The sequence below is a fragment of the Paenibacillus paridis genome, from assembly GCF_006345825.1.
Classification (GTDB): domain Bacteria; phylum Bacillota; class Bacilli; order Paenibacillales; family Paenibacillaceae; genus Pristimantibacillus; species Pristimantibacillus paridis.
In genome coordinates, this window is record NZ_VCIX01000089.1 from 1 (window position 1) to 13,510 (window position 13,510).

9 protein-coding genes, 16 tRNA genes and 1 pseudogene are annotated in these 13,510 nt (G+C 47.6%); 23 read left to right on the top strand and 3 right to left on the bottom strand.

Annotation, left to right across the window (positions count from 1 at the left end):
• The first annotated feature begins 117 nt into the window (after window positions 1–117).
• From FJQ58_RS18430 to FJQ58_RS18530, 21 genes are all read left to right on the top strand, one after another.
• Window positions 118–193, top strand: a tRNA-Asn gene (locus FJQ58_RS18430).
• Between the two features lie 4 nt (window positions 194–197).
• Window positions 198–288 (top strand) — tRNA-Ser (locus FJQ58_RS18435).
• Window positions 289–292: 4 nt separating this feature from the next.
• Window positions 293–367 (top strand) — tRNA-Glu (locus FJQ58_RS18440).
• A gap of 68 nt (window positions 368–435) precedes the next feature.
• Window positions 436–511: transfer RNA gene (locus FJQ58_RS18445), tRNA-Val, on the top strand.
• 18 nt (window positions 512–529) lie between these two features.
• Window positions 530–606, top strand: a tRNA-Met gene (locus FJQ58_RS18450).
• A gap of 38 nt (window positions 607–644) precedes the next feature.
• Window positions 645–721 (top strand) — tRNA-Asp (locus FJQ58_RS18455).
• 14 nt (window positions 722–735) lie between these two features.
• Window positions 736–811 (top strand) — tRNA-Phe (locus FJQ58_RS18460).
• A 33-nt stretch (window positions 812–844) separates the two neighbouring features.
• Window positions 845–920, top strand: a tRNA-Thr gene (locus FJQ58_RS18465).
• 3 nt (window positions 921–923) lie between these two features.
• A tRNA-Tyr gene (locus FJQ58_RS18470) sits at window positions 924–1,008 on the top strand.
• A gap of 5 nt (window positions 1,009–1,013) precedes the next feature.
• Window positions 1,014–1,087 (top strand) — tRNA-Trp (locus tag FJQ58_RS18475).
• A gap of 18 nt (window positions 1,088–1,105) precedes the next feature.
• A tRNA-His gene (locus tag FJQ58_RS18480) sits at window positions 1,106–1,181 on the top strand.
• Window positions 1,182–1,213: 32 nt separating this feature from the next.
• A tRNA-Gln gene (locus FJQ58_RS18485) sits at window positions 1,214–1,288 on the top strand.
• A gap of 7 nt (window positions 1,289–1,295) precedes the next feature.
• A tRNA-Gly gene (locus tag FJQ58_RS18490) sits at window positions 1,296–1,370 on the top strand.
• A gap of 7 nt (window positions 1,371–1,377) precedes the next feature.
• A tRNA-Cys gene (locus FJQ58_RS18495) sits at window positions 1,378–1,451 on the top strand.
• Between the two features lie 21 nt (window positions 1,452–1,472).
• A tRNA-Arg gene (locus FJQ58_RS18500) sits at window positions 1,473–1,549 on the top strand.
• A 14-nt stretch (window positions 1,550–1,563) separates the two neighbouring features.
• Window positions 1,564–1,645, top strand: a tRNA-Leu gene (locus FJQ58_RS18505).
• Between the two features lie 160 nt (window positions 1,646–1,805).
• A complete protein-coding gene (locus tag FJQ58_RS18510; protein ID WP_139996084.1) occupies window positions 1,806–2,759 on the top strand; it encodes an ABC transporter ATP-binding protein in 954 nt (317 codons plus the stop codon).
• The gene (locus FJQ58_RS18515) at window positions 2,752–3,528 is read left to right on the top strand and encodes an ABC transporter permease (RefSeq protein WP_139996086.1); all 777 of its coding nucleotides are present in this window, start codon (window positions 2,752–2,754) and stop codon (window positions 3,526–3,528) included. The genes FJQ58_RS18510 and FJQ58_RS18515 overlap by 8 nt, the downstream gene beginning before the upstream one ends.
• A gap of 43 nt (window positions 3,529–3,571) precedes the next feature.
• Window positions 3,572–3,952 carry a GntR family transcriptional regulator gene (locus FJQ58_RS18520; protein WP_139996088.1) on the top strand — a complete coding sequence of 127 codons (381 nt, stop codon included), beginning with the start codon at window positions 3,572–3,574 and terminating at the stop codon, window positions 3,950–3,952.
• A 13-nt stretch (window positions 3,953–3,965) separates the two neighbouring features.
• Entirely contained in the window at window positions 3,966–4,664 is a 699-nt protein-coding gene (locus FJQ58_RS18525) for an ABC transporter ATP-binding protein (RefSeq protein ID WP_202915291.1), read from the top strand.
• Window positions 4,661–5,416, top strand: coding sequence for a hypothetical protein (locus FJQ58_RS18530; protein WP_139996090.1), 756 nt, complete (start codon window positions 4,661–4,663; stop codon window positions 5,414–5,416). The genes FJQ58_RS18525 and FJQ58_RS18530 overlap by 4 nt, the downstream gene beginning before the upstream one ends.
• A gap of 67 nt (window positions 5,417–5,483) precedes the next feature.
• On the opposite strand, the gene FJQ58_RS18535 is transcribed toward FJQ58_RS18530, so the two are convergent.
• From FJQ58_RS18535 to FJQ58_RS18540, 3 genes and pseudogenes are all read right to left on the bottom strand, one after another.
• Window positions 5,484–6,518 carry an S-layer homology domain-containing protein gene (locus FJQ58_RS18535; RefSeq protein ID WP_139996092.1) on the bottom strand — a complete coding sequence of 345 codons (1,035 nt, stop codon included), beginning with the start codon at window positions 6,516–6,518 and terminating at the stop codon, window positions 5,484–5,486.
• A gap of 97 nt (window positions 6,519–6,615) precedes the next feature.
• Entirely contained in the window at window positions 6,616–7,038 is a 423-nt protein-coding gene (locus tag FJQ58_RS33310) for a dockerin type I domain-containing protein (protein WP_338016156.1), read from the bottom strand.
• Between the two features lie 24 nt (window positions 7,039–7,062).
• Window positions 7,063–9,759: pseudogene (locus tag FJQ58_RS18540) on the bottom strand (rhamnogalacturonan lyase family protein); the annotation flags it as partial.
• A gap of 299 nt (window positions 9,760–10,058) precedes the next feature.
• On the opposite strand from FJQ58_RS18540, the gene FJQ58_RS18545 reads away from it, so the two are divergent.
• Window positions 10,059–11,810 (top strand): sensor histidine kinase, encoded by a 1,752-nt coding sequence (locus tag FJQ58_RS18545; protein WP_139996096.1) that lies wholly within the window; start codon window positions 10,059–10,061, stop codon window positions 11,808–11,810.
• Window positions 11,803–13,410: a helix-turn-helix domain-containing protein gene (locus FJQ58_RS18550; RefSeq protein ID WP_238404161.1), complete on the top strand. Its 1,608-nt coding sequence runs from the start codon at window positions 11,803–11,805 to the stop codon at window positions 13,408–13,410. Before FJQ58_RS18545 ends, FJQ58_RS18550 begins: the two co-directional genes overlap by 8 nt.
• Window positions 13,411–13,510 lie beyond the last annotated feature (100 nt).

Consider the following 13,510-nt stretch of genomic DNA (forward strand, 5'->3'; position numbering starts at 1 on the left):
ATCCTAAACACGTTTACTGTGACCCATACATCCGGTAGACAGCAGCAACAAGGCTTCAGCAAGCCTGATCTTTCGTATCCAGTTTTCAGGGCGCAATTTGCTTTGAAATGATTTTATTCCCTGATAGCTCAGTTGGTAGAGCACTCGACTGTTAATCGAGTTGTCACAGGTTCGAGTCCTGTTCGGGGAGCCATTGTAGAGAGGTGTCCGAGTGGTCGAAGGAGCACGATTGGAAATCGTGTAGGCTCTAACCGGGTCTCGAGGGTTCGAATCCCTTCCTCTCTGCCAGCAAGGCCCGTTGGTCAAGTGGTTAAGACACCTCCCTTTCACGGAGGTAACAGGGGTTCGAGTCCCCTACGGGTCACCAACAACTTTTCAAACAAAGTATTGACAAAAAAGAATGGCCTATGATATGATATAAAGGTCGCTCAACATGGAGGATTAGCTCAGCTGGGAGAGCATCTGCCTTACAAGCAGAGGGTCGGCGGTTCGATCCCGTCATCCTCCACCATTTATAATTACTTAACGACGCGGGGTGGAGCAGCCCGGTAGCTCGTCGGGCTCATAACCCGAAGGCCGCAGGTTCAAATCCTGCCCCCGCAACCAAAAATCTTTACCTATCGGATCTTTCCGAGATATGATGTGGAGCTGTGGTGTAGTGGCCCAACATGCCTGCCTGTCACGCAGGAGACCGCGGGTTCGAATCCCGTCAGCTCCGCCATTTAAACAACATCAGGCTCGGTAGCTCAGTCGGTAGAGCAGAGGACTGAAAATCCTCGTGTCGGCGGTTCGATTCCGTCCCGAGCCACCATTTAAGTTGTACTTGCAGTAACGAAGTGTATATGCCGTTGTAGCTCAACTGGTAGAGCAACTGACTTGTAATCAGTAGGTTGGGGGTTCAAGTCCTCTCGACGGCACCATATGGAGGATTAGTGAAGTGGCTAAACACGGCAGACTGTAAATCTGCTCTCTCTGAGTTCGGTGGTTCGAATCCATCATCCTCCACCAGTTTTAGGGGCATAGTTTAAAGGTAGAACAAAGGTCTCCAAAACCTTTGGTGTGGGTTCAATTCCTGCTGCCCCTGCCAATTAAATACTTGAACGTGGCGGTCGTGGCGAAGTGGTTAACGCATCGGTTTGTGGATCCGACACTCGGGGGTTCAATTCCCCTCGATCGCCCCATTTTTATTCAAGTAATTGATATTGCATTTTGTTGGGGATTAGCCAAGCGGTAAGGCAACGGACTTTGACTCCGTCATTCTCAGGTTCGATCCCTGAATCCCCAGCCATTTATATGCGGAAGTGGCTCAGCGGTAGAGCATCGCCTTGCCAAGGCGAGGGTCGCGGGTTCGATTCCCGTCTTCCGCTCCATTAATTTGGCGCCATAGCCAAGTGGTAAGGCAGAGCTCTGCAAAAGCTCTACCCCCAGTTCGAGTCTGGGTGGCGCCTCCACAATTTTTCAGAAAAAAATATGTGCCCTTAGCTCAGCTGGATAGAGCGTTTGACTACGAATCAAAAGGTCAGGAGTTCGAATCTCTTAGGGCACGCCATATTTTCACTAAATGCCGATGTGGCGGAATGGCAGACGCGCGCGACTCAAAATCGTGAGGGAAACCGTGGAGGTTCGAGTCCTCTCATCGGCACCAACTTTTTCTACATAAGCTCTTAAGATCATTATGATCTTGAGAGCTTTTTTTGTGTTCTCTTTCAAAATAGCGATTTAAATGATTTCAAAACCGCCCTTTACAATCACAATTATCTAGTGTACTATTTAACTAATACACAAGAACACTGGGGGTTAAGTTCATGAATTCATCGATTGAGAAAAAGGAAATACTTCCTGTACTTTCTTTAAAAAACGTAACCAAACGAATTGGCAGCAAGGCTATCGTAGACCGCATGTCTTTTGATATTCAGAAAGGCGAGATTGTCGGACTGCTTGGACCGAACGGAGCTGGTAAGACAACTACGATCCGGATGATTGTAGGGCTTATCCAAATGTCTGAGGGAGATGTAGTCGTGCAAGGCCATAGCATTCGAAATGATTTTACGAGCGCCATTCGCCATATCGGAGCTATTATTGAAAACCCTGAGTTTTATCCGTACATGACAGGGCGGGATAACCTGAAGCAATATCAACGGATGTCAACGGGCATAACCGATGAACGGATTAAAGAGGTTGTTGAGCTGGTTGGCCTGGAAGCTGCGATGAACAAGAAGGTCAAAGCATACTCACTTGGGATGAGGCAACGCCTCGGGATTGCGCAAGCGCTGCTTGATCGTCCAGCTCTACTTATATTGGATGAGCCGACAAATGGTTTGGATCCCGCAGGGATCAGGGAAATGAGGCAGTATTTACAACAGATTGCAAGCCAAGAGGGCATTTCTATTCTTGTATCCAGCCACTTGTTATCCGAGATGGAACTGATGTGCAGCAGGGTAGTTGTCATTCAGGAAGGAAAATTTGTTACTGAGCGTAATTTGAGCGAAAAAATGGAGCAGTCTCAATCACTTACTGTTGCATTCCGTGTGGATGACGTTGAGCGAGCAGCCTTGATCGCTGGCAAAATAGAAGGCGTGAAAGTTGTTCAGCTCATTGTTGAGAGGAACGAACTCATCTTAGCTCTTCAGAACGAATTGATCCCTGACATGATTACTCGATTAGGGAACGGTCAAATCAAGGTTTATCGTATTACTGAAACGAAGCTTACGCTGGAAGATGAGTTCTTGAAATGGACGGGAGGTAGTCGCATTGCTTAATTTTGGAGGACTAGTATTAAACGAATGGTTGAAGATGTCGAAGAAGCGCAGTTTTTTTATCTCGTACGCGGTTATGCTGTTTACGATCGTAGGTTTTACTTATCTCATATGGAAACTTTCAGGGATTCAGTCGTCAGATGTAGGGACTGAAACGTCGACTGTGCTTGATTTTATTGCAATGGTCATGTCTGCCAGTGCCGTAGGAAAGGTTATTACCATCATATCCATTATTTTCACAGCAGGCATTGTCGCCAAAGAGCATCAGCTTGGCACGGTAAAGTTTTTGCTCATCCGAGCACACGGAAGAAGCAAGATTTTGGCTTCCAAATATATTGCCGCTTTGTTATTTGTGAGCTCTATCATTATTTTCTCGTTAGTCACAGGCTTTATAGCAAGCGGCATTGCATTCGGGTTTGATACAAATGCAGGTCAAGAAACGTGGGGGAGTGTGGCGGAAGCCGTATTGTATCAAGTGGTTTACACATTCATCTATGTTACGTTAACCTTTATGTTCGGCATCTTGACGCGATCGTCGGGAGCAACCATCGGGATCGGAATGACAGCTGTTCTTATGGAGGGATTGTTGCAAATGCTTCTTTCGAGCTATGACTTCTCCAAATACCTACTGTTTATGAATACGGACTTATCCCAATACGCTGGTGGTGGTTCAAATGGAGGTACAGCCTTCCCAAGTATGGTCTGTGCAGCTTATGCCATAGTGTTTCTGGTCATCAGCTTTGTTACTTTCAAAAAAAGGGATATAGCCTAGATAACGTTTGATTAATCAGGGCACAGAAGGGAGAATTCCAATTGTGAGCATTGAATTCGATAATAATCTACCGATTTATTTGCAAATCATGAACTATATCAAAAAAGAAATTATTATCGGAAACCTGAAAGCCGGCGATAAAATACCTGCGGTACGCGAGCTGGCTTTAGAGCTGCAAATCAATCCCAATACGATCCAGCGAACGTTTCAGGAGCTCGAGCGTGAACAAATCGTTGAAACTAGGCGAGGACTTGGCCGATATGTAACTAGTGAGGAGTCGAAGATCATGGATATCAAAAAAGAGATGGCTGGCGAATTGCTTGGCCGCTTTATCCAAGGCATGCAGGAGCTCGGTTATAAAGAGAAAGATATTATCACCATCGTCAGCGATGCTGTACAAGAGAAAGATAAAGCTAAAGGATAGGAGTGAATTAATCGTGGAAAGCGTATTGCAGCTTGCGGATGTATCAAAGTCTTATTCGGGCAAATTAGCATTGAAGCAGGTATCGCTTACCATTAAGCCGGGCAAAATTATCGGCCTGCTAGGAAGCAACGGAAGCGGCAAAAGCACGCTTATGAAAATTGCAACTGGACTTATTCAGCCGGCTAGCGGTACGGTGAAGGTGGGCGGTGTGCCGGTAGGAATTGAAACGAGGGCTGTAACCTCGTTTATGCCTGATCAGCCTCTATCCGAACCGTGGATGAGGGTCGAGGATGCGATTGATTTTTATAGGGATTTCTATGCAGATTTTGATAGCGCCAAAGCGGATGAAATGCTTGCTTTTATGAAACTAGGCAAAAAGGATCGGGTAAGTTCGTTGTCCAAGGGGATGAGCGAGCGCCTGCAGCTAACCCTAACCTTATCGCGCAATGCTAAGCTGTATTTGCTTGACGAGCCTATCGGCGGGGTAGATCCAGTTGCCCGAGCTAAAATATTGGATGCTATCGTTAACTATTACAGTGAAGAGAGCAGCTTAATGGTATCGACTCATCTTGTACGGGATATCGAGCGGATTTTTGATGAGGTTGTATTCCTGAAAGAGGGAGAAATTGTTCTTCATGACGAGGTAGAGAACATCCGCCTTGCACATGGGAAAAGCGTGGATGAAATGTTCAAGGAGGTGTTTGGAGAATGATCAAGCTGCTCAAATATGATTGGAAACGGAGCAATGACGGCATTCTCAGTACGCTTGCCATCTTGATTATTTTGGAAGCTGCGCTGAGCATAACCGGTTTCATTAGAGATTGGGAGGATGCGATTGTTCTTTCGTTTAGTATATTCGGATATGTGTTGGCGCTTATCCTGTTGTTCATTCATTGCTGCAGGACATATGACAGCAATATTAAGTCATTCAGCAGAAGGCTGATTCCCTTGCATCCCATTCATGGAATCGGAGCCATCATTATTTTAAGCTGGATCATACTGCTCTTAGTGACCATAATAGCGCTTATTCATATTACTATTTATTTGAATTTCTCTGATGCAAGTTGGAGTGAATGGCATAAGATCGTTCAGTTCAAACATGGTGGATTGTTCGGAATGGCTGTTGCGGGCTTATGGGCCTATACTTCAATTATGATTGCCATATTGGCATCCATTACGGTGGCACGTAGCTTCCGGATGAAGCGCTCAGCTTGGATCGGCATTGTTTTTTTCTTCGCTGTCCAAAGCCTATTTGCTTGGTTTAATTCTCTCTTATTTGATGCTAACCAAGCCCCATTAGGCATTATTTCAATGGACACTTCGTCTGTCGAACCCGGAGCGGTAAGCTTTGCTTCATCGCTGAACACGGATTATCTATTCGGCCCGTTCCTGCTGGAAGTGGCGCTTAACGCTGGATTTTTGTTGCTAACGATTTATTTGTTAAACAAAAAAGTAGAGGTTTAGTGTTAGCGAATAGAAAATAGGAGCATTGAAGTTTCCAGAACTGGAGACTCCAATGCTCTTATTGCTTTTAAGGCAATAACAAAGCTTGTAGCTTAAGGATGACCGTCAATGCTTCTGCACGGGTAGTATGGCCAAGTGGCGCAAAGGTCTGATTGCCTCGTCCATTCAATAGTGCTTTCTCGGAAGAAAGGGCTACGGCCGTTTTGGCCCATTGTGGAATTTGGCTCTCATCCCTGTAGTCGGGTGTCAGGTTGAGCGTTAAATCAAAGGCAGCTGCTCGCGCAATCATGACTGACATCTCGGCACGGTTAATGAGCAGTTTGGAGCGGAAAGTATGATCGTCATAGCCCGTAATAATGCCAGCAGCAGCAGCTTCGGCGATGTAAGGCTTTGCCCACTCCGGTATTAGATCGAGGTCTGTAAAGTTTAAGGCAACCTCGCCATCGGAAGGCAGAGGCAAAGGAATGGCCCGTGACAGCATCGCAGTAAACTCTGCTCTCGTTACGGGTTGATTCGGACGGAATGTTCCATCCGCATAGCCATTAACGAAACCAAGCAAAATAGCGCGCTTTATATCTGCTTCAGCCCAGTGGCCAGCGATATCCGAAAAAGATAGGTTTGGATGGCTTAGCGAAACATTTATTTTAGCTTGGAGATTCGGCGTTAGCGTGACGGCTTCTACTTTGCTGTCCACAAGCTTGACTCGCGTAAGCTTCACAATGGCCGGGCCAGCTGAAATCGCCTCAAAGGAGAGAGTGGCGATCGAGGCAGCGCCATTTTCACCGGCTGATTTTCCAAGCTTGGTATGCGCGAAGGTAATGAATCCGTTTTGATCTGAAGCCGGTACAGTCAGGCCCGTCCAATGAGCGGCGGCGCTCTTAAAACGCAAGCGGGTAGTATCGTACTGGACTTGCAGCTCATACCCATACAAATCGGTTAATTGTTTCCCATTTATGGTGATGCGGACATCCTGATTAAGGCTCGGCAATGCATTTGTTAGGGATAGGGAAAAGGACGGAGCATTAGCTCCGAGGGCAGTTGCAGGCAAAGTGGTTAGCACAAGGGCTATCGCTAATATGATCAAAGCTAACTTGCGGTTCATGAGGTTCCGACCATCCTTTCTTGAAAATGAGCGGGAAGAGGACGGTATCCCGCCTTCTCCCACGCTCTTGATTTTGGTACGTGTTATGGACGATGGCTTACCAATTCAGAATAAGCTTGGCAAGCGTGACGAGATCTTGAATATCAATGATGTTATCTTTATTGAGGTCGAACGCTTTGACCGAATTCCAGTCCGGATCGGCAGAAGTTTTGCCATAAGCTTTGACCATCATCGCAAGATCGCCGACGCTTGTTACATTATCGTTGTTGTAGTCGCCTTCTACGGCTTGATTAGCTAGCGATAGGAATTTTTGCAGCGCAGCATTAAGATCTAGCGCTGCTTTTTCAATTTGTGCTTGCGTAGACGAGGACTCATTTGCTGCTGACTTGGCAAGATTGATTTGAGCTTGCAGCGCAGCTTTCGAGCCGGCTGGATACTGACCGATACGGTTTCCTTCGACAGCCTCGTCATGCTGATGCTGTGCATCAGAGATGAGTGCAACCAAAGCCGCTTTGTCCACGCCAATTTCAATGCTGTGCGTATGGCCGCTTAGTTCGGATTCCGTACCATCGCTGCCTGCGATTACTAGCTTGGATATGCTGACATTGGCAATGCCAGCGGGAGCTGCCGCTTTAACTTTAAAGCCCAGCTTGACGAGATCTCCATCCACCTGCTGCGATTGGTCGCCAAGATGTACGGCAAGAATACGTACCTGCCCTGGTGTATCCGCACTTGTCTCTATGATTGTTATTTTGTTCGTGTCGATTGCTTCAGGAGCCCCAGCAAGCTCTAAACGATTGGAATCATAGCTAATCGTTATGTCTTGAGCCACGATTTCTTTCTGTACCTTGTTCAATCCGTAAGTTAGAGCAAAGCTTTTGCCTACTTCACTAGCATCTGGACCAGATAGAAAGCCGCCGCTTCCAGCTTCTTCACCTATGCGAGGTGTCCAGAAGCTTGGAATTGGAACATTGGCAAAGTTCGTATCGGATGCAAAGTAGAAGCTAGGATAGGCAGGTTGGTTATAGGTGGTGTTCTGCCAAGCGATTCCGGTGCGATATTGTGCATCGTGCATCAGCGTGTAAAGCTTGCGGTTGGTTACCTCCGTGCTTAAGAAGATACGGATCGCGGAGCTGTCTGTCGTGCGCACGAGCAGTTCTTCCCGCCAGTCACCAAAAATGTCGGCAACGAGTGACGGATTTCCTTTGGTGCCATTATTCGTTCTTGTGTCTGTCGCCGTTAGCAAGCGCCCACGCTTCCAATCATCAATGGTCGGTGTGCTGTTGCCAGAGCCATTCACAATTTGCGTGGTCATATTGGCTGCCCATTTAATATTCATATTCGTTCCAGGAGCCGATGTGTTAATCCGTGTTCCGGCTGCAGTCCAGAGGCCAACTGCCCAGGTTTCAAGTCCGCGATGATCGGGATCGACATCCCCTACCATTCCGCGTCCGGTATCCTTTCCTGTATACCCTCCATAGATGACCTCTCCGGTTTTTGCATCGCGAAGCGCATAGCCGTAAGGAGCATAAGCTGCGCCTTCATGAACCATAAAGATTTCAAGCCCCGGCCGGTCGGGGTCAATGTCGGCTACGTGAAGCGCATCGCCGTGACCAAGTCCCGCGATTACCCCAGGATTCGCGCTTTCAGGCGGCATCACAGCTGAAGAGCTGTAGAGCAGTGTACCATCATGGTCGATGGTTGAAGAGCCATAGATAATTTCTTGTTTGCCGTCTCCGTCGACATCGGCGGTACTAAGCGAATGTGCACCTTGCGTATTCAAAGATCCAAGCAAAGGATCTGTACCGAATCTCCCATGCGGGCCGTCGTTAAAGGGATTGCTCATTGGCGCGTAGCCGCTGTCGACAAACCAATACTCCTTCAGATGGCTGCCATCCCATGCATAGGAGACTAAAGTTGTTCTCGTATAATATCCGCGTGCGAACACGGCATAAGGCTTGGCTCCGTCAAGATAAGCGACGCCAGCAAGGAACCGGTCAACCCGGTTGCCTGGCTCAATGCGGCCCATGGCGTAGTCGCCCCATAGCAGACCGTCATCCTGACGTCCCGGCTTGTAAGGGATCGTCTCAAGCTCCGTTCCTGTCTCGCCTTCAAATACAGTCAAATACTCAGGTCCTTTCAAAATAAACCCTTCGAATTCGCGCAGCTTGTTATTGGCGCTTCGGCTTGGCGCATACACATCCATAAAATAATCCGTTAAGGCTTCAGCATCGACGCGAGAGAGCGGGTAGCTGTATTGCTTGGCAATGCCAAAGCTTTCCTCCAGCGTAGCAGGCCAGTTGCCGCTGACAACCTCTTCATGCGCATGCCAACCCATAAACATGTCTACGACATGGTTGTAATAATCGGTACGGCTGACGCGGTAATCATCCGAATTGGCATAGCCAGCAGCCATATCCGCTTGAGGCATCGTAATATATTTTTCTGATGTTACCGCGCCTTGAGCGTCATATTTTAAAATCTTGGTGCCGGGAGCTGTTTTGAACATCATTTCAGCTTTTCCGTCGCCATCAAAGTCATAGACCATAAACTCGGTATAATGGGCACCTGCCCGAATATTGACTCCAAGATCAATTCGGTAAAGGAGCGTTCCGTTCAAACGGTAGGCATCGATGTAGACGTTACCTGTATAACCCTTCTGAGAGACATCCTTCGAATTGGAAGGGTCCCATTTGACGAAGTATTCGTACTGGCCGTCACCATCGACATCGCCAACGCTCATATCGGTGGCTGCATACGTATAAGCCTCACCGACAGGAGTAACGCCGTCAGCCGGTTTGCGCAGAGGTAAATTGTAGTAAGCGTTGCTCCATGGTGCAATGGCTGCGCTCTGATCGACTTCTTTGCCATTCACGACTGCAGCTACGGAGTACTTGGAAGTCACGGTACCGGAAGCATCCGCATAGTTTGTGCTGTCTTCAACGGAGGCGATTTTTTGCCCATCGCGGTAAACATTGAAATTCGTGCCAGTCATGCCAGTAGCCGAATAGCCAGTGACTTCATTGCCAAGCAATCTCCAGCTCAAAAAGACGCCTTGCGAGGTAGCAGCTGCAACGAGCCCCCGGTCCAAATATTCCAGCTGCAAACCGGAACCTTTGCTGGCCGATTCGCGGTTTAGCCCGTCGGAAGCGGAGGCTTGGACCATCGTGCCCAAAAGCAAGGCAAGTCCCGTCGTCAGTGCGACGGCCCTTCTTGTAACCTTGGCGGTTTTCCAACCCATTAACCGTTCACCATCCTTTTCATAGTTACCCATACCTTTGATTGCGCTTTCAAAAAATCCCTCATTTCACCTCGCATTGCTGGTTGCTGCACGCACCCGTTATCGATTTCATTTACAGTATAGAAGCTAGTCTAAAGAGATGACATGCAAAAAACAGTCATAATGTACCAAAAATCAGAGAATATGATACAAAACGTATCTATTTATGCCGCTGTTATTTCAGATTATATGATGTTAAGAAAACGCTTAAAATGGTAGTATTAGAGAGAAACGGTCAAATGCTAGGGGGAAGAGGCAGCGTGAGATTCGGCAAATCAATTAGATCTCGTCTCATTATTGGGTTTATGGCGGTCATGCTGCCGGTAGTCATTTATATGCTGATTAATAACAGCTACTCGCGCGATATTGTTCGGGAGAAAGTGTCTGAGACGTACCGGAACACACTTGATATTTATGTGGGCCAGACGGATCACAACCTATCGCAAATCAATGACTATCTTTATAAAATGTCAGTGCTGGATTCGGACGTGGGATTGTTGATGTCCTTTCCGATGGACAGCGACGGGTACACCTTAACCAAAATTAGAATCGATTCGAAGCTGAACCGTGACGTCGGCGTCTATAATCTGATTGATGCGGTGTTTTTGTACCATAAAAACGATATTATTTTTGGAACCGACAGCGTATATAATGATACGAAAAAAATCATCAAAACCCATATGGACAGCATGACCACGGAAGAGAATCTGCTGCTGAATAACCAGCATACGTGGGAGGTACGGGCAGACGACCGAATGCCAGGCAAGTACTTCCTTATTAATTTCATTAAGGTGTCGGATGGTTTATTCGTCGGCGCCATGATCAAGGTACAGGACATAAACAAGATGCTTTCGATCCAGTGGAGCGATGGAGATATCGGCCATAATGGCATTTATTTACTCAACGAAGATCGGCTTGTCCAGTCCTTGACAGAGAACTCCGCGCCGCTCGAGCTTAGCTACCGCTTATCGAATAAGCCTTATGAATCGTTAACCGACCGTAAGACGGGTGCTTCCTATTTGGTAATGAACAGAATAAGCACGATGGTCAATATCGCTTATCGCGTCGTCATTCCGGAGGAAACGCTGCTGCGCAACCTCTTGTTTTTTAGAAACGCGACGCTGTTCGCACCGATCGGATTTTTGGCGATATTGCTTCTTTATTTGTTTTTTATGCGAAATATGCTGTTTAAGCCGCTGCATGAGCTCATACTCGGGATGAAGAAAATTTCTCTTGGCATGCTGGACGTCAGGCTGAAGAAAAACAAAACGCTTGAATTTGAGTTTTTGGGCAACACGTTCAACATTATGGCCGAGCAAATCAAGACGTTAAAGATCGATGTCTACGAAGAGCAGCTTCGCGTGAAGCAAGGGGAATTAAAGCAGCTTCAGGCACAAATTAACCCTCATTTTTATATGAACAGCTTAAACATTATTTATAATTTGGCGGCGCTTGGGGATACGGAATCAGTCAAAAAGATGTCGCTGCACCTAGCGGATTATTTCCGCTTCATTATGAAGGCCAATCGGGATACGATCACGCTCAAGGAAGAGATGCAGCATATTGAGAATTACATGACGATTCAAAAAATCCGGTTCCCCGATAAGCTGGTGTGCACGTTCGAGGGCTTGGAGACGGTGCTTCATTACCCCATTGCGGCACTAACCGTTCAGCCCTTTGTGGAAAATTCGATTATTCACGGCTTCAAAAATAGGCGCCAGCTGTTTCAAATTAAAATAACGGCGGATACTGCTGGCGAGGATGGGTTTGCGCTTACGATCAGTGATAATGGCGTGGGCTTTAGCCCGGAAGTGCTGCATAAGCTGCAGCATAAGGAGCCTCTGCAGGAAGGGGAATCGAGCAGCTTAGGCATTATGAACGTTATTCATAGGCTGCAGCTGCTATATGGCGAGCGGACCTCGATTACATTCCATAATCAATTAGAGGGCAGCGGGGCTGTCGTAGTTATCGTATTTCCAAAGCTAATGGAGGGCGTGAAAGCTGTTGTATAATTTATTGGTTGTCGATGATGAAGAAATTGCCATTCGCGGCATTGTAGAAGGAATTGACTGGTCTACGCTTCCGTTTGCTAACATTTATACCGCCATTGATGCGGAAGAGGCACAGGCGCTGCTGATGGAGCATCAGATTCACGTTATGCTCTCGGATATCGATATGCCCAATCAAAGCGGAATTGAGCTGTTAGAGTGGGCGAATGAGCATTCTCCCCACAGCGTAACGATATTCCTCACCGGCCATGCCGACTTTAAATATGCCCAGCAAGCGGTACAGCTCGATTGCTTCGACTATTTACTCAAGCCGATTGACCATCAGGCACTGAAGGCTTGTGTGAGTGAAGCGCTCGACAAGGTGCGGGAAACGGAGCAGCTGGCAAAAATCCGTGGGACGTACAACTTATTCTATGAACAGTGGAGCAAGCAGCGGCCGATTCTGATCGAGCGCTTCTGGCAGGACGTAATCCACTACCGAATATCGGCGGCGCAGCAGCAGCTTGATTCCGAGATGCAAAATTATGGGCTGCCGCTGCAAGCGGAGAGCCAGCTGCGAGTGGTCCTGATCAGCATTGAGCAGTGGCGCGAGGAATGGTCTGCCCGAGATGAGGAGATCATGACGTACGGCATAAAAAATGCAGCGGAGGAGCTTGTCCTGCAAAGCGCGCCAGGCCATATCGTACAAGATGGGAACGGCATTATGTATGCCTTATTTTACGGGACGGAAGAGGAACTTCCGCTTAGCGCGATAGCCGAGCGCTGCAACATCTTTATACACCAGTGCAAAAGCATGCTGCACTGCCATCTCTCGTGCTATATAGGAGAAGGCACTGCGGTTATGCAGCTGCGGACTGCCGTTCAGGCGCTGCTCTCGCTGGAGCGCAGCAACGTAAGTGAGACCTGCACGGTTATATTGGAGAGGAACCATTTGCCGAATCAAGGCATGGGGACTCTTCCGCAAGCGTCCTTCTCTGACTGGTCCCTGCTGCTTGAATCCGGAAAGCAGACCGAATTGTCGCTCCGGATCGATGAATGCTTCGACCAAATGCACGAGAGCAAGGTGGACTATACATTTATGGCCTCGTTTTATTACGGGTTTATGAACATGCTCTTCCAATGGCTCAATAAGAAATCGGTTCAGATGACCGATGTGTTTATGAACAGGGAGTGGGAGGTTGGCGAGAATGTCCTCAAGTCATTGCCGAGAATGAGGGCGTTAACTCAGCAGCTAAGCCAGCAAGTTACCGAATACGGAGCGCAAAACGGGAAGGATGTGTCCCAAGTAGTAGAGAAGGTGCAGCGGTATATGGAAGAGCATTTGGGAGAGGAATTCAGCCGCGAGCAAGCTGCGGAAGCCGTTTATTTAAATCCGGCGTATCTATCCCGCTTGTTCCGAAGGGAAACGGGTTATTCCTTAACGGATTATTTGGTCAGGCTGCGGATTACGAAAGCACGGACGGAGCTCGAGAAGACGAATAACCGGGTGAGTGACATTGCCGTCAATGTAGGTTATGCAAACTTTTCGCATTTCTCCAAGCTGTTTAAACGAACAACCGGTTTGACGCCGCAGGAATATCGCAAAAAATATCAGGATGTGTAAACGTGAAGTCACAGGACCGTTAATACGGTCACGGCGCCGACAGCTGTCGGCGTCTTTTTTTTATACAATAAATACAAGAAGCAAAACAAATGGGAACAAG